This is a genomic window from Croceibacter atlanticus HTCC2559, assembly GCF_000196315.1.
Classification (GTDB): domain Bacteria; phylum Bacteroidota; class Bacteroidia; order Flavobacteriales; family Flavobacteriaceae; genus Croceibacter; species Croceibacter atlanticus.
The window spans coordinates 1,886,030-1,907,926 of sequence record NC_014230.1 but is presented as its reverse complement, the minus strand read 5'-3'; the positions used below and the strand labels follow the sequence as shown (position 1 = coordinate 1,907,926).

Sequence of the window (21,897 nt, the reverse complement as noted above, 5' to 3'; positions counted from 1 at the left end):
TGTTTTAACTTATTTTAACAATTTCACACTATTCTTACAGAGACTTTACTTTTTATCCAGCCAAAGTAAAGAATATAAGCATAGCACAATACAATAAGGAGAAGTGCTAATTTAAAATGAAATTGATCTGTTAAGAAACCATATAAAGGCGGAATTATAGCACCACCAACTATTGCGGTACAAAGTAATCCTGACGCCTGAGGCTTTAAATCTCCTAATCCATCTAAGGTTAGAGTGAAAATTGTTGGGAACATTATTGAATTGAATAATCCTACAGATAATATTGTCCACATTGAAAGTAGTCCTAACGTATTCATAGATGTAAAAATCATAAGTATGGCAAGAAAAGAAAACACACCTAACACCTTACCTGGCGTAATTAATTTGGTTAAATATGCACCTATAAACCTACCTATCATTGCACCACCCCAATAAAAAATCACAAATATCCCTAATAATGATTTTGGGTCTGAAACAGAAAGGTCTTTATTAAATACATTGGTAATGGTATTAGCAATTGCCATCATAGTTTCATTTTCTAATATTATAGGTGTTAACCTCATACTTTGAAAGTAGTTTACCAAATAACTTCCTATAGCAACTTCTGCTCCTACGTATAAAAATATGCCTAGAACACCCATTAATGCAAGCTTGTTTTTAAACAGCTTAGAATAACCACCTTTTGGACTTTTCTCCATAATTGTTGGTAGTTTTACAATCATAAAAACCACAGCTAACACTCCAATAATAGCAGCAATAGTTAGGAATGGTGTCTGTACAGTAGCTGCCTCTGCAGTTAAATAACTTTCTTTTTCCTGAATACTAAGGGCATTAATCTCTGTTGATGTTTTTACAGTCTCACTCAATAAAAAAAGTGCACCAATTATTGGCGCAATTGTAGTTCCTAAAGAATTAAAAGCTTGAGCCAAATTAAGCCTGCTGGAAGCACCTTGCTCACTCCCCAATAAACTTACATAAGGGTTTGCAGCAACTTGAAGTACAGTTATACCTGCTGCTAAAATAAAGTACCCAAGTAAAAACACATTAAACATACGATACTCAGATGCAGGATAAAAGAGCAAGCATCCAAATGCCATAGTTAGTAAGCCAAGAATTATTCCTTTTTTGTATCCTATCCTTGCAAGTATAGATCCTGCTGGAATTGAGAATATGAAGTACGCAAGAAAAAATGCAAATTGTACCAAGCCAGCCTGAAAGTAAGATAACTCAAAAACATCTTTTAGTCTTGGTATTAATGAATCTACAAGGACAGTGATAAAGCCCCATAAAAAAAAGAGCGTTGTAATTATTGCAAATGCTCTTTTGCTTCCTGCGTTATTGCTCATCTTAAATTAATCGTTTAAAATATGTGAAGGTTGTACTCTAGTGTTTTCTTCATTTTCATACTTCTCGTAAGTAAAGCCTTTATGAATACAGGCGCCACCAGTATTTCCTTGTTTATCTAGAGCAATATAAGCTACCTGAAAGTTTTTATAATTCGGATTTCTTTCAATAACACGTTTTACGGCTTCATCACAAGCTTCTTGAGGTGTTTTACCTTGCCTCATAAGCTCTACTATTAAAAAGCTACCAACTGTTTTCATTATTTCCTCTCCCATTCCTGTGGCTACTGCACCTCCTATTTCATTATCTAAGAAAAGTCCGCTTCCAATAATGGCACTATCTCCTACTCTACCTTTCATTTTGTAGCTTAATCCACTTGTTGTACACGCACCAGCAATATCTCCAAATTTATCAATAGCCAACAGTCCTATCGTATCGTGATTTTCAATATTAATAATTGGTTTATATTCTGGGCTTTTAAGCCATTCTTTATACGCTTTTTCAGACTGCTCTGTTAACAAGGTCTCTTTTTTAAACCCATAACGCTCTGCCAATTCTTCTGCGCCTTCTCCAGCTAACATCACGTGTGGTGTTTCCTCCATTACAATACGTGCTAATTGTGCTACGTGCGCATAATCTTTAACATATACCACAGCACCACAATCTCCATCTGGATTCATTACGCAAGCATCTAGAGTTACTTCGCCAGATCTGTCTGGCGCACCACCTTTTCCTACAGTTGTGTTTCTAATATCATCTTCTTCTACTTGTACGCCGGCAATAACAGCATCTAAAGCAGGTTTTCCAGCATCTAAGAATTGACCTGCAGTTTTATTTGCATCAACAAATCCCCAAGTGCAAATAGCAATTGGTCCAGATTTTTTTAATGTTTCTTTTTGGGGTATACTCATTTCTTTATTCAAATTTTGTTCATCACAAGATATTGCTGCACCTGCAACTGCAAGTCCTACTGTTCCTAAAGCAGATTGTTGTATAAATTGTCTTCTTTTCATTATTCATTTATTAAAATCTCATCGGCAAATATCCAACTGGAGCCTTGATGTTCTGCGCCTAAATGCCACTCTGGTAATTCACCTAATGTTTTAGCGACTACTTTTAAGTATCTAAATGATGTTGGATTAGTTGTCTTAAAGTTAACCTCTAGCTTTTCAACTTGTTCATTTTCTTTAACAGAAATCTTTTTTGTAAAAATTTCTTTAAAGGTTTTACCATCTTGTGAACTTAGATAAGTTACCTGTGTAGGATAAAATATCCAAGAACGCTGGTCTTGTAAAAAGCCTGTAGTTATTGTATTGATTTCTTTCTGCTTACCAAAATCGAGCGTTGCTATTAAATCTTGGTTTTGATAACCTTGCCATAATCCTGTTTGAAAATTTGTAGTTCCTGTTACACCATCAATCAACGCTAGGTTTCCGCCACCACTGTAGCGCTCTGGATAGGTTGTGCTTAGCGTGAGCTTTAAGTTTGGATCTATTTTTCTGAATTCTGAAATTTGCTTAGGACTTTCTTTGCCATCCTTGCTACCATATATTTCCAAATTTGCTGTTTCTGAAATATAGAATGGAGTCTTGTAGGTTTTAAAAATTTCTGAAGTATTTATTCTATACTTTATAGAAACATCTTTATCTGCTACTCCTAATGCAATTCTTGTTGAATCTTTAAATGCTAAATTTCCAGTTGTAATATAAGGTGACTGTACAATTAAGTGGTCTTTAATTTCTGTAACTGGTGCAGAATTAGTTGTTGTACCCCATTGCGATGGTGCGTTTGTCATTTTAAATATTAAGTTACCACCATTCATTATAGTATTATGATCTAGGTATGAGTTATTAAGTTGCTTTCCGTTTAAGGTTGCGCTCTGTATATAAATATTTTCTTCTGAAAGTGATTCTGCAATCACTGTAAATTTATTACCGTTTTCTAGGTTTAGTGTTGCTTTTTCTACGTGAGGCGTCCCGATTATATAGGTATTTGATGCAGGTGTTACAGGATAAAAACCTAAGGCGCTAAATACATACCAAGCTCCCATTTGGCCACAATCTTCATTCCCTGAAATGCCATCTGGTGCATTGCTATATTGTTCTGTTAGGATTTGATGAACACGCTCCTGTGTTTTGTAAGGTGTATTTACAAAATTATAGAGATACGCCATATGATGGCTTGGTTCATTACCATGTGCATATTGCCCTATTAAACCCGTTATATCTGCCTGTTCTGCACCAGATGTTTCTTGACTAGCACTAAACAGTTTGTCTAATTGTTGCTCCAAAGCTTTTTTTCCTCCTAGCAGCGTTGTAAATCCTGAAACATCTTGGGGTACATAAAAACTATATTGCCAAGAGTTGGCTTCTGTATAGTTAAAGTTAACCTCATAGGGATCAAAATTAGATGGCCAAGTATTTCTAAAACGGCCTTGCATAAATTTAGTGTCAGGATTAAATACATTCTTATAAAATTGCGCCCTTTGTATATAGGTTTTATAATCTTCAGATTTTTCTAAAGCTTGGGCCATTTGTGCAATAGCCCAATCGTCATACGCATACTCAAGAGTTTTAGACACAGAGCTTCCTTCAGCTTCAACAGGAATGTAATTGTTCTTCTTATAAGCATCTAACCCTAAATGATCTTGAGATGCAGCGAAAGTCATTGCCTGAAAAGCTTTTTCAACATCATAATCTTTAATTCCTTTTAAGTATGCATCTGATATTACAGGTATTGCATGATAACCAATCATGCAACCAGTATAATTATTACTCAAATCCCATATTGGCAATATACCGCCATGCTCATGTTTCTTTATAAATCCTTTTATAAAATCATTAGTTTTATCTTGCTCAATAAGAGTATAAAGAGGATGTGCAGCTCTGTAAGTATCCCAAAGTGAAAAGACAGTATATTGCTCAAAATCTTCAGCTTTATAAATGCTATCATTCATTCCTCTGTAACGCATATCCACATCTTGATGTAAATGTGGCGCCAACATACTATGGTATAATGATGTGTAGAAAATCACTTTTTTATCTTCAACACGATCTTCAATTGTAATTTTCTCTAGTTGCTTTTTCCAAAGTTTTTCAATTTCAGATTTCACTTCATTAAAAGTCTTTGTTCCTATTTCTTTTTCAAGATTCAATTTTGCACCTTGTTCATCAACAGCACTTATTCCTACTTTCACATAAATAGGTTCGTTTTTAGGATTATGAAATTTTAATGCTGCTTTGGTTGAAGTTTTAAAGGTTGAAGACATTAATGTATCTTCTACTTTAAAGGGTTTTGAAAATTGGATATTAAAAAACAACTTCTGATTTGTTGCCCAAGCTTTTGAAAACCTATAACCCGAAATTTCTGTATCTGATAATATATTAAGCTTTACATCATTTAGCTTGTCTCTGTGCTCTAAATCTAAAATAACAATTTGATTTTCAGCTGAAGGAAATTCATACTTATGCATTCCGCTTCTACGCGAAACCGTTAGTGAAACTTTAATGTCTGTATCTTTAAGTAATACTTCATAAAATCCTGGTGATGCATTTTCATCTTCATGTGAAAAGGTTGAGCGGTATCCTTTTTCTCCATCTGCGCCATTATTAAATGTAATTGTATTGGTTGGCATTAATAAAACATCTGCATAATCACTCACGCCAGTACCACTTAAATGCGTGTGTGAAAACCCATAAATATGTTTGTCACTATAGTGGTAACCGCTACAGCCATCCCAACCTTCAAGACGTGTGTCTGGGCTTAACTGCATCATTCCAAAAGGAGCAACGGCACCTGGATAAGTATGACCGTGACCATCAGTTCCGATAAATGGATTTACATAGCTAATTAAAGGCTGATCTTTAACAGCTTTATTTACAGTTACAGTTTTGGTACAAGAAAATAGTAAAAGTGTTAAAGGTAAAAGTAGTAGGTTGCGCATATTTAATATAAAAGAGAGCTAATATATGTAAAATAGCAACCAAAACTTATTATACTAATTAGCTAAAAAAAAACACCTAATGCAATACGAAACATTAGGTGTTTTAGAAAGTTAGCTTTAAGAGGTGAGCTAATTAATTATTTATCACATTCATAATAAGGTTGTAAACCGTCTTTTATAAATCTTACACTATCTACAAATACGTAGATTGAGTTTGAGTTTTCCATATAGAAATCACTTACACCACTACTTAATGCACCAGGCTTTAGGTCTGTTCTATGTGTTGTTCTTGCATTATTTGGTTCTCTGTTATAAACTTCATAGCTAAAGTGAATAACATCATTATATCTATTTCTAAATTGTACGCCCCAAATATGTTTTGAGCCGTCATAATTTTTTCCTCTAAGTTTAACCCTAAAATCTAATCCTTTATAGCAACTTGTGCTTTGCCAACTTCCCCAATTATTAATTGTAACTAAGCTGGTATAATCATCTGGCAGTACATTAGCATTTACTTTAGTATCTAAATTTACCGTAGCAATAAATAAGACAACACAAATGCAGGGCAACAAAAAGGTGAGTAACATTCGTTTCATAATATAGAGTATTTGTTAGAGAATTAATAAAGTGTCTGCAGTACAACCACAACTACAGAGCTTTACTATTTTAATACTATAAATTTATGAAATATGTGTTATAGAAAGAATACCCAATACTGGGTATTTTTTTGATTTTGAGATAACTACAAAAAAAACAAACGCCAATTAATAATTTTAATTGGCGTTTACTAAGTGTTATAAAATTGTAAAATTTAGTCCTTATGCATAAATGCTTGCTTTGCTAGAAGGACCTCATCAGATTCTACATGATCGTCATCTGGTACACAACAATCTACCGGACATACTGCTGCGCATTGGGGTTCTTCGTGAAACCCTTTACACTCTGTACACTTATCCGGTATTATATAATAAATCTCATCACTTATTGGTTCTTGTGCTTCATTAGCATCTACCTCTTTACCATTTGGTAACACCACGTTACCTTCTAAATCTGTACCATCTGCATAACGCCAATCATCTGCGCCTTCGTAAATAGCAGTGTTAGGACATTCTGGCTCACAAGCTCCACAATTAATACATTCGTCTGTTATAATGATAGCCATAGCTCTTATTTATCTTAATTTTGTACAAAAGTAACGCCAAAGGTAGACAATACCAAAAAATACCAATTAGGTTTATGACCCTTAACGAACATATTGAAGCATTTTCGGAATTAGGAAAATTTCTTGAGCAGTTTTTTAATGACTCAAACACTAAAGACGACGAGTTTTCCCAAAGATTAGCAACAGAAATTGAAGCCGCTGTACATTACAATGGCTGGTTTACTAAAAACAATGTTAGGTTTTCTTTACAACAATGGCAGTTAGCATTAACAGAAGACAATTTATCTGCTTGGCTAAAGAATTATGATATTAATACTAAGGTACCCAAAACTATAGGTTTAATACTTGCAGGAAATGTACCCTTAGTTGGTTTTCATGACGTGCTTTCTGTTTTGGTAACAGGACATAATGTGTTAATTAAGTACTCATCTAACGATCAGCGTTTATTACCATTATTATTAGAGAAACTAAAAGCTATTAATAGTAAGTATAATGAGAGAATTAAGACAGCTAAAGATCAATTAAAAGGTTTTGATGCAGTTATTGCTACTGGTAGCAATAATACGTCCAGGTACTTTAATTACTATTTTAAGAATGTTCCAAGTATAATTAGAAAGAACAGACACTCTGTAGCCATTCTTACAGGCGAAGAATCTCCAGAACAAATACAACTATTAGCTAACGATATTTTTAGATATTATGGTTTAGGCTGCAGAAATGTATCTAAACTTCTTGTGCCTGAAGGTTATAACTTTAATACTTTCTTTGAAAATATAATGAATTGGTCTGAGGTTATAAATGACAATAAATACGCAAATAATTACGACTACAACAAAGCCGTATACCTTATGAGCGGTGCTAATATGTTAGACAATAATTTTGTGTTACTAAAAGAAGACAATGGGTTTAGCTCACCAATAGGTGTTCTTTTTCAAGATAGTTATAAAAATCTTGAAGAATTAGAAGAAATCTTAGCTGAAGAAAAGGATAATTTACAATGCGTAGTTTCTAACAACTTACAACCGCAGCATATTTATTTTGGAGAAACCCAACATCCTAAATTATGGGATTATGCAGATAATATAGATACTGTTGAATTCTTGTTGAAAGTTAATTAGTATTTCATACTTAAATTATAACCTTTCAACTCGATATTTAAGATATTTGTATATATAATTTAAACAACATCATGAAAAAGAAACATAATTTTAGTGCTGGACCTTGTATTCTTCCACAAGAAGTATTTCAAGAATCTTCACAAGCTATATTAGATTTTAATAATAGTGGACTTTCAATTTTAGAAATATCTCACAGAAGCAAAGATTTTGTTGATGTTATGGAAGAAGCAAGAAACCTTGCTTTAGAATTATTGGGTTTAGAAGGAAAAGGCTACAAAGCATTGTTTTTACAAGGTGGTGCTAGCACACAGTTTTTAATGACTGCCTATAACCTATTACAAAATAAAGCTGCTTACTTAAATACAGGAACTTGGAGTAGCAAGGCTATTAAAGAGGCTAAGTTATTTGGAGAAGTTTTAGAAGTAGCATCCTCTAAAGACCAAAACTTTAATTACATACCAAAAGGATATACAGTTCCTAAAGATGTAGATTATTTTCACTGTACGAGTAACAACACAATCTTTGGTACTCAAATGAAGAGTTTTCCAGATGTAGATGTTCCTTTGGTTTGTGATATGAGTTCAGATATTTTTTCACGTCAATTAGATTTTTCAAAATTTGACCTGATTTATGCTGGTGCTCAAAAAAATATGGGTCCTGCAGGAACAACTTTAATTATAGTAAAAGAAGATATATTAGGAAAAGTAAACAGAGAAATTCCTTCTATGATGGATTATACAGTACATATTGGTAAATCTAGTATGTTTAATACACCTGCTGTTTTTCCAGTTTATGTCTCTATGCTTACGTTAAGATGGCTTAAAAATCTAGGCGGTATAGACAAAATACAAGAACAAAATGAAAAGAAAGCTAAGCTTATTTATTCTGAAATAGATATAAACCCTTTATTTAAAGGCTTTGCAGAGAAGGAAGATCGCAGTACCATGAATGCAACCTTTAGCTTAGTAAATGGCGATCTAACTGAAACTTTTAATGCTATGTTAGCTGAAGCTGGTATTAATGGTCTTAATGGTCATAGAAGTGTTGGAGGCTACAGAGCATCTATGTACAATGCAATGGCAAAAGATAGTGTTAGTACTTTGGTTGAAGTTATGAGTGATCTAGAACGTAAAGCTTAACTAATCCTTATAATTAAATTAGATTTTAAAAAATAGATATGAAAATTTTAGCAAATGATGGTGTTTCTCAAAGCGGTGTAGACGCTATGGAAAAAGCTGGTTTTGAAGTTATAACTACTAACGTAGCTCAAGATCAACTTAAAGACTATATAAATAAAAACGACATTTCTGTACTATTGGTAAGAAGTGCCACAACTGTAAGAAAAGAATTAATCGATGCGTGCCCTAGCTTAAAAATAATAGGTCGTGGCGGTGTTGGTATGGATAATATAGATGTTAGCTATGCAAAAGAAAAAGGCTTGCACGTTATTAATACACCTGCAGCATCATCCAGTAGCGTTGCAGAGCTCGTATTTGCTCACCTATATGGTGGCGTTAGATACTTGTACGACTCTAATAGAGCAATGCCACTAGAAGGCGATACAAATTTTAAGGCTTTAAAAAAATCTTATGCTAAAGGAAGAGAACTAAGAGGTAAAACCATAGGTATTATTGGTTTTGGTCGTATTGGTCGTGAGGTAGCTAAGATTGCCTTAGGTATCGGTATGAAAGTAGTAGCAAGTGATAACTATGTAGGTGAAGCAGAAATAGAATTAGAATTTTACAATCACCAAACCATAAAGATTCCTATTAAAACAGAACCCGTTTCAGATTTAATACAGCATTCAGATTTTATAACCTTACACGTTCCTGCTCAAAAGGATTATGTAATTGGTAAAGAAGAAATTTCAAAAATGAAAGAAGGTGTTGGTATTATTAATGCTGCACGTGGTGGTGTATTAGATGAAGTGGCATTGGTTGATGCTCTAAATGATGGAAAAGTATCTTTTGCAGCTTTAGATGTTTTTGAAAAAGAGCCTAAGCCAGAGATACAGTTATTAATGAATGAAAAACTTTCATTAAGTCCTCATATTGGCGCAGCTACTCTAGAAGCGCAAGACAGAATTGGTGTTGAGTTAGCAGAGCAGATTGCAGATATACTACAACCTGCATAATTAACAAGATATATTAAAAGTAAAGGAGTGATTATTAACAAATCACTCCTTTTTTAGTATAAAACACCCATATAAACCCCAATTATCTATGGATATCTCAAATATATTAATTACTTGAATTGCATGTAGACTGATGTGACAAAACCTAAGTTATTTGTGACAAAATTTAGTTTACATCTAACACTTGAAAGACTTCATCTTTATAAACGCCACCCATAGGAAACTTCCTATCTCCTATAAAAACCTCTTTACCATTAAATCCAGTTATTTTATCCCTATTTAAAATATAGGATTTATGTACTCTCAAGAAATTTCCTGAAGCTACATGTTCAAACAATTCCTTAACTGTCATCCTTACCAAGTCTACTCCTCCAATTTTATGAATCTCAATGTAATTTCCTGCGGTTCTAAAAAATAATATATTATCAAACAATACTTTTGTATAAGTACCTTCTACTTTAAAAAACACAGACTTACCTTTACCTTGTGTAGATTGTTTTTCTTGTGGCTTCTCGTTTTTATCTGAGTTATGAAGAGCTAACGTAAGTGTTGTAAAAAGATCTGTTTTGTTATAAGGTTTAACCACATAGCCAGATGGCTCTGTTTCAACAGCACGTTCCACAGTGCGTTTGTCTGAGTTAGATGTTAGGTACACAATTGGCATTGGATAAAGAGATCTAATCTTTCTTCCTAACTCTATGCCATCTAATTCTCCTTTAATATTAATATCCAGCAAAGCTAAATCTACACTATTGTTTTCAAGTATTGTAAGTGCTTCTGAAGCTCTTATGGCAATACCTGATACGTTATAATTTAAACGCTCTAAATTGTACTTAATATCTTCAGCAATTAAAAGCTCATCTTCTACTATGAGAATGTTTTTTTTCATTTGTCAGTTTTTGGAAACTCAATTGTATATGTTGTTGGTGATTTAGTTGAAGTATCTATATCAAGATTTCCTTCTAACTGTTTCACCAATATTTCTATTAATTTAAGACCTAAGGTCTTTCGTTTTTTCACTTCTTCAAGATTAAATCCTAAGGCATTATCTGAGATTACTAATTTATAATGATTTGTGTTCTTTTCGTTAAAATTTATAGACAACCTTAGCACATCTTTTTCACTATACTTTAAAGTATTTGTGACTACCTCATTAATTATTAAACCAAGAGGCACAGCTATATCTATATCTACTATTTCTTTAGAGTTAATAGTGTATTCTACTTTATTATCTACTCTATAAGTTGCTATTAAATTTTGCACAAGTTGGCCTATGTAGTCATTAAAAACAATATCCTTATAATTATCTGTTTCATATAACCTTTGGTGTACCAACGCCATAGATCTAACTCTTGCTTGCCCATCTAGTAAAGCCTCTCTTACAACGGTACTACTAATATTGTTACTTTGTAAACTTAAAAGACTGGAAACCACTTGCAAGTTATTTTTTACACGATGATGTATTTCCTTTAAAAGTGTATCCTTTTCCTGAAGTGCTATATTAATTACCTTATTCTTTTCTGCTATAGTTTCAGTTAGTAGTTTAAATTCTTTGTTTTGAGCTTTTTGCTTCAAACTATTCAAACGGTACCAAACTAGTAAGCAGGCTAAAAGTATTATTAAAAGTAAGCCTCCTATAATACTATAATTACGCTTATTTAAGGTTACTTCCATTTCATTAGCTTTTACTTTAGAGGCAAGTAGCTCTGCTTCTTTTTTCTCTAATTCGAAAGCAGACTGTAATGAAATTGCTTCCTCAAGTTTTTCTGCAGCTTTGTTAGAATCTCTAAACTTTATTTGAGCATTTAAGATTTCAATGGCTTTTACATGGTTTCCTTTTTGTTCTGCAATTTTTGCTTTAATGGCAAATAGTTTGTCTCTAAACTCTGGGTTTTGTAATCGTTCTGTAGCATTAGAAATACTATCAAACCTAGACAATACACGTTCGGCTTTTGCTACATTATTAAGTTTAACATGACTTTCTGCTAACAATACAGAGCTTATTAATGCATTGTAGGGAAAATAGTCAAGAGACTTTTCTACATCGTCCTCTAATAATGGGATTGCTTCTTTATAATGCTCCATTAACATATAAGACTGCGCTACATTTCCTTGAACAAACGATCTATATTTATCTGTACTCTTAGAACCATTAAAACCCTCATAATCCAAATAAGACATTGCTTTATTAAAATAAACTAATGCACTATCTGGCTTGTTATAATTATTATAGTAAACACCTATATTATTAGCCCTATTAAATAGAAAGTAATAATCTTTAGGATACAGCTCCTTAAACTTTTCGAACTTAGATTTTGCTATGCGAATAGCATTTTTATAATCACCTAGCTTGTTATAAGATAAATCACTTGACACTAAAAAATATATATCTGGTGCCATACCTGGCTCTCTAGTAGATGGTATATCATCTATAGAGTTAATAATCTGGGCATAGTTAATACTTTGTTTAAACAGCCCAAGCTCTGTGGTAGCAAGGTGGTACATAACAAAATAGTTAACACTGTCCTTTTTTGAAAAGCCTGATAACTTATCACTTATATTATTTAGACTAGAAAAAGCTTTACCAAATTCATTAGAGAGCCTATAAGACCTTGCCTTAAAAAGATAATAGTGATCCTTAAACACTGTAGAGTTCATTAATTCTAAATCTGATTCTACATAATTAAAAAAACCTGTAAAAGATTCTCTGTGCTCTGTGAGTAAGTAATTATCTGTGATCTTATAAAAATAATTCTGTAATGCGTTTGGTGTAACTTCAATAGTTGTTACAGCATTAAACAAATTGTTTAAATCCTTATCATTCTCTTGCGCAGACATTTGCGTAAAGAATAGTAATAAGATAATATAAATGGGGCTATATTTCATATGCTTCAAACCTTATAAAGATATTAATATAGCTATACAAGATCATATACATGTGACGAAAGGCAATATTTTGTGATGAATTTATTTTCTGATTTTTAAATTAATTGACTAACTTTCAAATCTTAAAATTTTAACATTTCAACTAATTCTTTATTATGGCTTCAATTTTAGATTTATTAAATACAGACATTGGCAAACAACTTATTAGTAGTGCTAGTGAAAAAACCAATACTAGCCCAGACCGTACAGCTTCTGTATTAAGCTCGGCTATGCCTCTAATATTAGGAGCAATGAAAAGGAATGCAGCAACTCCAGATGGTGCAGCAAGCCTAAATAGTGCCTTAGAAAATAATAAACACGATGGTTCTTTATTAGATAACTTAGGTGGTTTATTAAGTGGTGGAGGTCTAGATGATTTAATGAGTGATGGTGGTGGTATTTTAGGTCACGTTTTAGGCGGCAAGCAAGAACGTGTAGAGCAAACCATTAGTAAAACAAGTGGTGTAGATGCTGGTAGTGTAGGCCAAATCATAAAAATGGCTGCACCGATAATTATGGGAATATTAGGAAGCCAAAAGCGTAAGGACAATGTAAGTCAAAACGGTCTTGGAGATTTATTAGGTTCTGTTTTAGGATCGCAAAGTACAAATGATCAATCTTTAATTGAAACGCTTTTAGACGCAGATGGTGATGGTAGTGTTATAGATGATGTTGCCGGAATGGTTCTTGGCGGAAATAAGAAAAAAGGAGGCCTTGGCGGTATGCTTGGTGGCTTATTTGGAAAATAATTTTACTACTATATAAATAAAACCAGTTGTCTTAAGGCAACTGGTTTTTTGTTTATATAAAATTGGAATCGTTTTTGTATCTTTTTAGTTATGAAAAAGATTATACCAACATTACTGCTTGCATTGTTAATAATAGCTTGTGCAACTACTAACACTACAGATGCAGCTCATACCGATAAAGAATCTAAAACTAAGTCTCTAGATACTGTACGCATTGCTAATGATAGTTTAGAATATGAAATTATAATTATCGAGCCAGGTTTTCAAAGTTGGCTAGTAACACAACCACCTCGCGGTTATTACATACAAAAGGTTTTAGAAAACAGAAATTTGTTTTCTGTTCAGGAATACAATAGGCGTGTATTAGATTCTCGATATAACAGAACTAACCTTTACGAACAACAAATAGATTACCAACCTGGTATAGATTATGGCTATGAAGTAAATTATCTTTTATTTAATTACTTCGAATTTTTTGAAGAAACTTACAATCAGAAACTAAGGTAAATTTGTAATTTTGCCGAATGAAAAAGCTTAAAGAACGTTGGGGAATTTCTTCTAACTGGCAAGTAGTGGTAATTTTTATAGTGTTTGGCATTACAGGATCTACATCTGCAAAAATTGCTGGTCCTATAGTCGAATTTTTAGGTATTACCCAAGAAAACACTAGCGGTTGGATTTACTGGCCTGTTAGGATTTTGTTAATTTTCCCTGTTTATCAAGTGCTTTTGATTATTTTCGGCTGGATATTTGGTCAATTCCAATTCTTCTGGGCTTTCGAAAAGAAAATGCTTAGACGTCTCGGTTTTGCAAAATTCTTAGATTAAAACATACATTGAAAACAAAGTTTTTTAAACATATTGCAATTATAGCTACCGCTGTACTCCTATTTCCATTAGGGGTTTCATTTGGTCATGCATTAGAGCAACATGAACATAAGCTTTGTGACAACCCTAGCGATACTCATTTTCACGAGAAACATTTAGACTGTAATTTTTATAAGTTTCAGTTAAATCCTGTTGTTGTTTTTAATGTCCCTAATTATGAAATTTGGTCGTTTGTATTACCACAAACCCAAAATTTCAAGATTAATGAAGGTGTGGTCTTAACATCTTCTACATCGGTCTCACTTAGAGGACCACCTTCTTTATCATAATTTCCATTCTTAATATCCTTTGCGTGTATATGCAACAGGATAGTTTTCAATTTTAAAATTTTCACGACATGCAAAAATACCTATGGGTATGTGCTTGTATATGTACACTTTTTGTAAATGCGCAAGAATGTGAGTATACATTGCAAGGAACTATTGTAGATTTTCACGATAACTCACCTTTAATTGGCGCTACTCTTATTGTAGCTGGCTTAGAGAAGGCTGTACTATCAGACTTTGATGGTAACTATACCATTAAAGGGTTGTGTGATGGCAGTTACACATTGCAAGTTTCACATCCTGAATGTGATACCAAAGCAGTACAAGTAACTGTTTCTGGTAATACAACTTTAGATATTAAGCTAGAACATCATTTAGAAGAACTTGGAGAAGTTACCATTAAAGGTGCTGTATTCAAGAAAAACGTACTGTCTGCACAAGAACAGGTTTTAGATTCTGAAATTTTAGATGCAAAAACAAGCGGTTCTTTAGGTGATGCCTTAAAATCTATAAGTGGCGTATCTACTTTAAATACAGGAAATACTGTAGCTAAACCTGTTATACAAGGTTTACATAGCAGTCGTGTCCTTATTTATAATAATGGCACTAAAATGGAAGACCAAGAATGGGGAGCAGAACACGCACCAAATGTAGATTTAAATGCTGCTGGTAAAGTTGCTGTAATAAAAGGAGCCAATGCATTACAATATGGTGGTGGCGCAGTTGGTGGTATTGTAATTGTAGAACCAGAAAAAGCACCATTAAAAGATACTATCTATGGAAAAACTATAATTACAGGATCTACAAATGGTCGTGGCGGCACACTTACTTCTAACCTCACTAAGGCGTTTAAGTCTGGTTGGTATACTAGAGTTCAAGGAACGTATAAACGCTTTGGAGATTTTGAAACGCCAGATTATATTTTAAGTAATACAGGTCAAGATGAAAAAGATTTCTCTTTAGGATTTGGTCTTAATAAGTTTTCTTGGGGTTTTGATGCATATTACTCCTATTTTGATAATGAAGTAGGAATACTAAGGGCTTCTCACCTTGGTGGTGCAGAAGATCAAGTACGTGCTATAAATAGTGACAGACCGTTCATTATAGATGATTTTACTTATGATATAATAGCACCAAGGCAAGATGTGAATCATCATTTAGCAAAACTGAAGCTGTTTAAAAGGTTTGAAAATTTCGGAAAGATATCTGCGCAATATGATTTTCAATTAAACAATCGTTTAGAATATGATATTAGAAGAGATAGTGAAGACAATAGACCAAGTGTAGATTTAGAGTTAGCAACACATCACTTTAATGCAGATTTGGTTTATGATGCTAAAATAGATTATGAAATTAAGACAGGTTTCTCATTTGGGTATCAAGATAATTTTGCAGATCCATCAACTGGAGTAAGACGGTTAATACCAGATTATGAACGTTACGATTTAGGAGCTTATGCCGCACTAACGTATAACCTATCTCCTACGTTAACTGTAGAATCTGGCTTACGTTATGACTTTCAAAATATAGATGCTTTTAAATTTTATAGGCTATCTAGATGGGAAGAGCGCGGTTATGATGAAACCTATCCAGAGTTTGAAATAGATAGAAATGAAAATCAGATCCTTACAAATCCGAATTTCGATTATCATAATGTTTCTGCAACTGCTGGCTTTAGTTTAGCATTAAATAATACATATAAGCTTCTTGGTAACTATTCATTAGCTTCAAGATCTCCAAACCCTTCAGAATTATTTAGTGAAGGTTTACACCATTCAGCATCTCGAATAGAAATTGGCGACTTAAGTTTTAATTCAGAAAGAGCTAATAAATTTAGTGTCACGTTAGAGCACGACACTAAGCATATTTCATTTTCTGTAAGTCCATTTGCTAACTTCATTTCAGATTTTATCTTAATTGAACCAACTGGTATAGAGCAAACCATACGAGGTAATTTTCAGGTTTGGGAATACAGGCAAACTCAAGCAAGATTATTAGGAGTAGATGTTGATGCCAGGTTACAGCTTACTAAAAGTTTTAGCACAAACCACCAGCTTAGTATCGTTAAAGGAAGAGATACCTCTTTAGATCGTGCGTTAATAAATATGCCGCCAGTTAACACAACAAATAGTTTAACGTTTAAAAATGAAAAATTAAATAACCTAAAATTAGGTATTACAAGCCAATATGTTTTTAGACAAAATGAATTTCCAAATAACAATTTTGAAGTTTTTATCCCAGAGACCGAAACTACTGAAGTAGTTGATTTAAGCACACCACCAGATGCTTATCATTTACTAGGTTTTACAAGCAGTATAGACTTTTCTGTGTTTAATAAAAGCACATTAAATGTTGGGCTTGATGTCTCAAATATTTTTAATACAGAGTATCGTGACTACTTAAATAGACTACGCTATTATGCAGATGATTTAGGAAGAAACGTAACTCTAAGACTAAAATTAAATTACTAACAATAACTTACGATGATTGAGCCATTCGAAATCATCATACATAAATTAATATCAAAGTGGTTTCGATAGGTTCAACCACTACATACTAAAAAAGCAAACAATGAACACCTTAAAACAATTATCAACTTTAGCCCTTGCATCATTATTTATTTTCTCTTGTTCAAGTGATGATGATAGTATTCCAGAAATAGTGAATGAAGAAGAATTAATTACTACAACTACAATTTCTTTAACTTCTGAAGGTAACCCAACAGTAACATTTACTGCTACAGATTTAGATGGTGATGGACCAAACGCTCCTGTGATAGATGATGTAAACCTATTGGCTAACACTACCTATACGGGAACAGTTACATTACTTAACGAAACAGAATCTCCTGCAGAAGATATTACCGAAGAGGTTGCAGAAGAGGCAGATGAGCACCAGTTTTTTTATCAAGCATCTACTAGCTTAAATGTTACTACAGATTATGCAGATGCAGATGCAGATGGAAATCCTGTAGGAATTAACTTTAGCTTAATAACCGGTGAAGCTTCAAACGGAACTTTTACAGTAACATTGCGTCACGAACCGAGCAAAGATGCTAGTGGTGTTGCAGAAGGCGACATTACTAATGCTGGTGGTGAAACAGATGTAACACAGACATTCAACGTGATTGTTGAATAATTAATACGCTTTAATTCGTATTGATTTGAATTTAAAAGAGCGGTTGTGGTTAGCCGCTCTTTTTTTGTATAAAAAAACCTCAAGAAAACTCTTGAGGTTATATATTGATTGCAAATGATTTTATGAAACTATCTCCACCTCAATTGGTTCTTGTACTACTTCTTTAGATGTACTCCAAACATAGGTATATAACCACATTAATGTAAATGTTGGAATAACATCTGTAAACGGTAAAATTTCTTCAAGAAAAGTAATTACAGATGCAATTTTCCCTTTTCTGCCAGGAAACATTTCTGTCATTTTCTTAGCTGCAATCGGCGCCCATAAGATATCTACAAACGGCCCTAAAACAGGTATAGCCATTGTAGCCATACCTATAGCATCCATAAGAACACTTTTTCCTAATAATTTATAATTTCGGTTTTTCATGTTGATTAATTTAAATTGATGAATCTATATCTTAATAACAAAAAAGATGCCGAAATTGTTGTGTTCTCTCTAAGCTAAATCGCTACTAATAAGTTTAAGAAACTCATTTCTAGTCTCCTGAGCTTCAAACTGTCCTCTAAAACCAGATGTTGTTGTAGTGCTGTTTTGCTTTTGCACGCCACGCATCATCATACACATATGGCTAGCCTCAATAACAACAGCAACACCTTTTGGTTTTAATGTATCATTAATACATTCTAAAATGTCGTGAGTTAAACGTTCTTGCACTTGTAAACGTCTTGCAAACACATCTACAACTCTTGGTAGTTTACTAAGTCCTACAATATGTCCATTAGGGATATAGGCTATATGGGCTTTACCGAAAAATGGTAACATATGGTGTTCACAAAGTGAATAAAGCTCAATGTTTTTTACTACAACCATATCATTATAATCCTCTTTAAACATAGCGCCTTTAAGGATCTCTGCAGCATCTATATCATATCCAGATGTTAAAAACTGCATTGCCTTTGCTGCACGTTCTGGTGTTTTTACTATACCTTCTCGCGCTACATCTTCTCCTAAGTTAGTTATGATAGAAGAAAATTGAGACTTTATTTCATCTGTTACTTCTATATTAAATTCTTCAAAATTTCGGTATAATGCCATTCTTTAATTTAGTTTATCAGAGAAATACTTCTGTATTTTATTTATTTTAGGATCTATTACAAATTTACAATATCCATACTCAGGATGGTTATTATAAAAATTTTGATGTTCTTCTTCTGCCACATAAAATTCAGAAGCTTCAGTAACCTCTGTAACTATAGGCGCATTAAAAATGGTATCTGCATCTAACTCTTTAATAACAGCTTTAGCCATTTCTTTTTGACTATTGGAATGGTAAAATATAGCACTCCTATATTGTGTACCAACATCTGCACCTTGCCTATTTAAAGTGGTAGGATCGTGTGTAGAAAAAAACACATACAAAAGCTCTTTAAAAGTAATAATATCTGGATTAAAGGTAATCTGTAAAGCTTCTGCATGACCAGTTCTTCCTGAAACAACTTCTCTATAAGGCGGATTTTTAATCATTCCGCCAGTAAATCCAGACTGTACTTTGTTTACACCCTTAAAGCGTTGAAATACGGCTTCCGTACACCAAAAACAACCATTTGCAAATGTTGCTACTTCTGTTTTCTCTTTCATTTATGTAAAATTAGTGTAATTTTTGTTTATCTATTTCAATAAATTAATAAACAAAATTATTTAACATTTCCTTATGAAAAGAAAAGCATTGGAACAATAATTTTGTTTAGACATTCCCAATTTATTAAAACACCTCATTTTCAGTGAATTACTCCTTACCCTTATTTTTTAGCTTATTTTTTATTTCAATACTTACAGCTCAAACAGAGCCATCTAAAATTATCGTTGCAGAACGTATTAGCAATCCACCTAAAATAGATGGTATCTTAGACGATGCTGTATGGCAAACATTACCTATACATACAGATTTTAATATGCTACAACCAAGTAATGAGGGTAAGGCGCCAAAAACACACCGTACGATACTAAAAATGGCATACGATAATAGTGCCGTTTATTTTGCTGCATATATGTATGATGACGATCCTTCTTCCATAAGAAGACAGTTTAGCCAAAGAGACGAAATAAATGTTCAGGCAGATGTAATCTCTATTGCTTTAAATACTTACAACGATAGTATTAATGAAACTCGATTTTACATTACCAGTGCTGGTACCATAGGTGACTCTAAAGTATCTCAAAATAGGCAGGATTTTAGTTATGATGTTGTGTTTGATGCTAAAGCCACTATTAACGACCGTGGATGGTTTGCAGAGTTTAAAATACCTTATAACGCATTACGTTTTCCTGAGGAAGATATACAGGATTGGAGTTTGAATATGTATCGAAGTATTATAGATCGTAATGAAACTTACACCTATAATTATATAAATAGAGAAGTTGGTAGGGAGACTCAATATAATGCTACCATTAATGGCGTAAGAGATATAGAGCCACCTGTGAGGTTAACCTTTTTCCCTTTCGCACAAGGTATTGTCACTAATTTTGATGGTGTAACAGAAACAGAGTTTAGTGCAGGTATGGATTTAAAGTATGGCTTAAGTGACAGCTTTACATTAGATATGACTCTAATACCCGATTTTGGACAAGTTGCATTTGATAATGTTAGACTAAACCTAGGTCCTTTTGAACAAACTTTTGGTGAAAACAGACAGTTTTTTACAGAAGGTACAGAACTTTTTGACAAAGGTGGCATTTTCTTCTCAAGACGTATTGGTAATGGACCAACTAGAGGATCTCGTTTAAATGCCAATGAACGTTATATTGAAAACCCTCAAAAAGTAAACCTCCTAAACGCTCTTAAGATTTCTGGAAGAACCAAAGACAAATTAGGGATTGGTTTTTTAAATTCTATTACAGAAGAAACTAGAGCTATTATTGAAGATACAGTTACAAATACAAAAAGAGAAGTTGTGGTAGAGCCACTTGCAAATTATAATGTATTTGTATTAGATCAACAGTTTAATGGAAACTCATCTATTTCTTTAGTAAACACAAACGTTACTAGAGAAGGAGACTTTAGAGATGCCAATGTAAGTGCTTTTGTATTTGACACTGCAGACAAAAACAACAAATTTGGGGCTTCAGGTAGAGCAATTGTAAGCAATGTAATGGATACAGATGGCATTACCTCTGGCTTTTTATCTGAACTTGATATAGCTAAAATTGATGGTAATTTCAGATATAGAGTTGGTCATGACTTTGCCAACACAACTTATGATATTAATGATTTAGGTTTAGTTTTCAGAAACAATTTTAACAATTTCGTAGCTGCAGCAAGCTACCAAATATTTGAACCTACAAAACGTTTCAACAACTACAGTTTTTCTATAACAGCTAGGCATAACAGGTTATACAAACCAAGCGTGCAAACTAATAATAACATAAATGTAGATGCATATTTTAATACTATAGAGCGTTTTTCTTTTGGTGGTAATGTGTATTATGACTCAGACACACAAGATTACTTTGAGCCGCGTTTACCTGGCAGATTTGTTACATATAGCTCAAGTATTGGTGGTCGTGGCTGGATATCTTCAGATTATAGAAAGAAGTTTGCATTAGATTTAAGTCTAGGTTTCAGGCATTTTTATGAAGACCCTCAAGATAACCTTTCACTTAATGTTTCTCCAAGATATCGTTTTTCAGATAAATTTTTACTAGTGGTTAGTAGTAACTACGCTCAAAATGAAAAAGAGTTTGGTTATATAGATAATAATGGTGATGATGTTTTCCTAGGACAACGTGATCGTACCTCTTTAGAAAATACTATTTCTGCTAATTTTAATTTTGATCCATTTAAAGCCCTTAACCTTAGGTTTAGAAACTTCTGGAGTGTGGCAGACTATACCGAAGATGTATTCTTTAAACTTAATGAAGACGGAACTAGATCACAAATTGCCTATGACACAGAAGATTCTGAAAATAGAGATCCTAACACCAATTTTAATATTTGGAATATCGATCTTTCTTACAGCTGGAGGTTTGCACCTGGTAGCGTTGCAACGTTACTTTACAGAAACCAAATATTTAATCAAGATGACCAGTCTACTGTAGATTATACTGAAAGTCTTAATACGTTATTTGACCAACCAAGCCTTAATCAACTATCGCTACGTTTGGTATATTTTATAGATTATAATAATCTTAAAAACTCATTCGGAAATAAAGCATAGCTTTGTTATTCTTA

The 21,897-nt window shown here is 33.2% G+C and carries 20 protein-coding genes; 10 read left to right on the top strand and 10 right to left on the bottom strand.

Annotated features, from left to right (window positions below):
- Window positions 1-23: 23 nt before the first annotated feature.
- From CA2559_RS08630 to CA2559_RS08610, 5 genes are all read right to left on the bottom strand, one after another.
- Window positions 24-1,346: a sugar MFS transporter gene (locus tag CA2559_RS08630; RefSeq protein WP_013187489.1), complete on the bottom strand. Its 1,323-nt coding sequence runs from the start codon at window positions 1,344-1,346 to the stop codon at window positions 24-26.
- A gap of 6 nt (window positions 1,347-1,352) precedes the next feature.
- Window positions 1,353-2,357 carry an isoaspartyl peptidase/L-asparaginase family protein gene (locus CA2559_RS08625; RefSeq protein ID WP_013187488.1) on the bottom strand — a complete coding sequence of 335 codons (1,005 nt, stop codon included), beginning with the start codon at window positions 2,355-2,357 and terminating at the stop codon, window positions 1,353-1,355.
- Window positions 2,357-5,287, bottom strand: a complete 2,931-nt coding sequence (locus CA2559_RS08620) for a GH92 family glycosyl hydrolase (protein ID WP_013187487.1) — start codon at window positions 5,285-5,287, stop codon at window positions 2,357-2,359. The genes CA2559_RS08625 and CA2559_RS08620 overlap by 1 nt, the downstream gene beginning before the upstream one ends.
- 137 nt (window positions 5,288-5,424) lie before the next feature.
- Complete coding sequence (locus CA2559_RS08615; protein ID WP_013187486.1) at window positions 5,425-5,883, bottom strand: hypothetical protein; 459 nt, start codon at window positions 5,881-5,883, stop codon at window positions 5,425-5,427.
- A gap of 215 nt (window positions 5,884-6,098) precedes the next feature.
- Window positions 6,099-6,449, bottom strand: coding sequence for a 4Fe-4S dicluster domain-containing protein (locus tag CA2559_RS08610; RefSeq protein ID WP_013187485.1), 351 nt, complete (start codon window positions 6,447-6,449; stop codon window positions 6,099-6,101).
- A 74-nt stretch (window positions 6,450-6,523) separates the two neighbouring features.
- On the opposite strand from CA2559_RS08610, the gene CA2559_RS08605 reads away from it, so the two are divergent.
- The 3 genes from CA2559_RS08605 (at window position 6,524) to CA2559_RS08595 (ending at window position 9,701) form a co-directional block, all read left to right on the top strand.
- Window positions 6,524-7,567: an acyl-CoA reductase gene (locus CA2559_RS08605; protein ID WP_013187484.1), complete on the top strand. Its 1,044-nt coding sequence runs from the start codon at window positions 6,524-6,526 to the stop codon at window positions 7,565-7,567.
- Between the two features lie 71 nt (window positions 7,568-7,638).
- A complete protein-coding gene (gene serC, locus CA2559_RS08600; protein ID WP_013187483.1) occupies window positions 7,639-8,706 on the top strand; it encodes a 3-phosphoserine/phosphohydroxythreonine transaminase in 1,068 nt (355 codons plus the stop codon).
- Between the two features lie 38 nt (window positions 8,707-8,744).
- Window positions 8,745-9,701, top strand: a complete 957-nt coding sequence (locus tag CA2559_RS08595; RefSeq protein ID WP_013187482.1) for a D-2-hydroxyacid dehydrogenase — start codon at window positions 8,745-8,747, stop codon at window positions 9,699-9,701.
- Window positions 9,702-9,867: 166 nt separating this feature from the next.
- Here CA2559_RS08595 and CA2559_RS08590 read toward each other — a convergent pair whose 3' ends face one another.
- Together CA2559_RS08590 and CA2559_RS08585 are read right to left on the bottom strand one after the other, a co-directional pair.
- Complete coding sequence (locus CA2559_RS08590) at window positions 9,868-10,590, bottom strand: response regulator (RefSeq protein ID WP_013187481.1); 723 nt, start codon at window positions 10,588-10,590, stop codon at window positions 9,868-9,870.
- Entirely contained in the window at window positions 10,587-12,587 is a 2,001-nt protein-coding gene (locus tag CA2559_RS08585; protein ID WP_083798870.1) for a sensor histidine kinase, read from the bottom strand. Before CA2559_RS08585 ends, CA2559_RS08590 begins: the two co-directional genes overlap by 4 nt.
- Window positions 12,588-12,742: 155 nt before the next feature.
- Here CA2559_RS08585 and CA2559_RS08580 point away from each other — a divergent pair, with 155 nt between their 5' ends.
- The 6 genes from CA2559_RS08580 to CA2559_RS08555 all read left to right on the top strand — a co-directional run bounded on the left by CA2559_RS08580 (window position 12,743) and on the right by CA2559_RS08555 (window position 17,666).
- A complete protein-coding gene (locus CA2559_RS08580) occupies window positions 12,743-13,375 on the top strand; it encodes a DUF937 domain-containing protein (RefSeq protein ID WP_013187479.1) in 633 nt (210 codons plus the stop codon).
- Window positions 13,376-13,465: 90 nt separating this feature from the next.
- A complete protein-coding gene (locus tag CA2559_RS08575; protein ID WP_013187478.1) occupies window positions 13,466-13,882 on the top strand; it encodes a DUF6146 family protein in 417 nt (138 codons plus the stop codon).
- Window positions 13,883-13,899: 17 nt separating this feature from the next.
- Complete coding sequence (locus CA2559_RS08570; RefSeq protein WP_013187477.1) at window positions 13,900-14,202, top strand: DUF6787 family protein; 303 nt, start codon at window positions 13,900-13,902, stop codon at window positions 14,200-14,202.
- A gap of 8 nt (window positions 14,203-14,210) precedes the next feature.
- The gene (locus CA2559_RS08565; protein WP_013187476.1) at window positions 14,211-14,531 is read left to right on the top strand and encodes a hypothetical protein; all 321 of its coding nucleotides are present in this window, start codon (window positions 14,211-14,213) and stop codon (window positions 14,529-14,531) included.
- Window positions 14,532-14,599: 68 nt separating this feature from the next.
- The gene (locus CA2559_RS08560) at window positions 14,600-16,999 is read left to right on the top strand and encodes a TonB-dependent receptor (RefSeq protein ID WP_013187475.1); all 2,400 of its coding nucleotides are present in this window, start codon (window positions 14,600-14,602) and stop codon (window positions 16,997-16,999) included.
- Between the two features lie 100 nt (window positions 17,000-17,099).
- Entirely contained in the window at window positions 17,100-17,666 is a 567-nt protein-coding gene (locus CA2559_RS08555) for a hypothetical protein (protein ID WP_013187474.1), read from the top strand.
- A 120-nt stretch (window positions 17,667-17,786) separates the two neighbouring features.
- On the opposite strand, the gene CA2559_RS08550 is transcribed toward CA2559_RS08555, so the two are convergent.
- The 3 genes from CA2559_RS08550 to msrA form a co-directional block, all read right to left on the bottom strand.
- The gene (locus CA2559_RS08550) at window positions 17,787-18,095 is read right to left on the bottom strand and encodes a hypothetical protein (protein WP_013187473.1); all 309 of its coding nucleotides are present in this window, start codon (window positions 18,093-18,095) and stop codon (window positions 17,787-17,789) included.
- A 69-nt stretch (window positions 18,096-18,164) separates the two neighbouring features.
- Complete coding sequence (folE, locus tag CA2559_RS08545; protein WP_013187472.1) at window positions 18,165-18,764, bottom strand: GTP cyclohydrolase I FolE; 600 nt, start codon at window positions 18,762-18,764, stop codon at window positions 18,165-18,167.
- A 3-nt stretch (window positions 18,765-18,767) separates the two neighbouring features.
- On the bottom strand, window positions 18,768-19,307 hold the full coding sequence (msrA, locus tag CA2559_RS08540) for a peptide-methionine (S)-S-oxide reductase MsrA (protein ID WP_013187471.1): 540 nt from the start codon (window positions 19,305-19,307) through the stop codon (window positions 18,768-18,770).
- Between the two features lie 143 nt (window positions 19,308-19,450).
- Between msrA and CA2559_RS08535 the strand changes: the two genes are divergently transcribed.
- Complete coding sequence (locus tag CA2559_RS08535) at window positions 19,451-21,883, top strand: DUF5916 domain-containing protein (protein WP_013187470.1); 2,433 nt, start codon at window positions 19,451-19,453, stop codon at window positions 21,881-21,883.
- The last annotated feature ends 14 nt before the right edge of the window (window positions 21,884-21,897 follow it).

What these genes read in the sequence shown, in the direction of transcription:
- CA2559_RS08555 (WP_013187474.1), top strand. Translation starts at nt 17,100, where the DNA reads ATGAACACCTTAAAACAATTATCAACTTTAGCCCTTGCATCATTATTT.
- CA2559_RS08570 (WP_013187477.1), top strand. Translation starts at nt 13,900, where the DNA reads ATGAAAAAGCTTAAAGAACGTTGGGGAATTTCTTCTAACTGGCAAGTA.
- msrA (WP_013187471.1), bottom strand. Translation starts at nt 19,307, where the DNA reads ATGAAAGAGAAAACAGAAGTAGCAACATTTGCAAATGGTTGTTTTTGG.
- CA2559_RS08590 (WP_013187481.1), bottom strand. Translation starts at nt 10,590, where the DNA reads ATGAAAAAAAACATTCTCATAGTAGAAGATGAGCTTTTAATTGCTGAA.
- CA2559_RS08595 (WP_013187482.1), top strand. Translation starts at nt 8,745, where the DNA reads ATGAAAATTTTAGCAAATGATGGTGTTTCTCAAAGCGGTGTAGACGCT.
- CA2559_RS08620 (WP_013187487.1), bottom strand. Translation starts at nt 5,287, where the DNA reads ATGCGCAACCTACTACTTTTACCTTTAACACTTTTACTATTTTCTTGT.
- CA2559_RS08550 (WP_013187473.1), bottom strand. Translation starts at nt 18,095, where the DNA reads ATGAAAAACCGAAATTATAAATTATTAGGAAAAAGTGTTCTTATGGAT.
- serC (WP_013187483.1), top strand. Translation starts at nt 7,639, where the DNA reads ATGAAAAAGAAACATAATTTTAGTGCTGGACCTTGTATTCTTCCACAA.
- CA2559_RS08580 (WP_013187479.1), top strand. Translation starts at nt 12,743, where the DNA reads ATGGCTTCAATTTTAGATTTATTAAATACAGACATTGGCAAACAACTT.
- CA2559_RS08630 (WP_013187489.1), bottom strand. Translation starts at nt 1,346, where the DNA reads ATGAGCAATAACGCAGGAAGCAAAAGAGCATTTGCAATAATTACAACG.
- CA2559_RS08605 (WP_013187484.1), top strand. Translation starts at nt 6,524, where the DNA reads ATGACCCTTAACGAACATATTGAAGCATTTTCGGAATTAGGAAAATTT.
- folE (WP_013187472.1), bottom strand. Translation starts at nt 18,764, where the DNA reads ATGGCATTATACCGAAATTTTGAAGAATTTAATATAGAAGTAACAGAT.
- CA2559_RS08625 (WP_013187488.1), bottom strand. Translation starts at nt 2,357, where the DNA reads ATGAAAAGAAGACAATTTATACAACAATCTGCTTTAGGAACAGTAGGA.
- CA2559_RS08615 (WP_013187486.1), bottom strand. Translation starts at nt 5,883, where the DNA reads ATGAAACGAATGTTACTCACCTTTTTGTTGCCCTGCATTTGTGTTGTC.
- CA2559_RS08575 (WP_013187478.1), top strand. Translation starts at nt 13,466, where the DNA reads ATGAAAAAGATTATACCAACATTACTGCTTGCATTGTTAATAATAGCT.
- CA2559_RS08610 (WP_013187485.1), bottom strand. Translation starts at nt 6,449, where the DNA reads ATGGCTATCATTATAACAGACGAATGTATTAATTGTGGAGCTTGTGAG.
- CA2559_RS08585 (WP_083798870.1), bottom strand. Translation starts at nt 12,587, where the DNA reads ATGAAATATAGCCCCATTTATATTATCTTATTACTATTCTTTACGCAA.
- CA2559_RS08560 (WP_013187475.1), top strand. Translation starts at nt 14,600, where the DNA reads ATGCAAAAATACCTATGGGTATGTGCTTGTATATGTACACTTTTTGTA.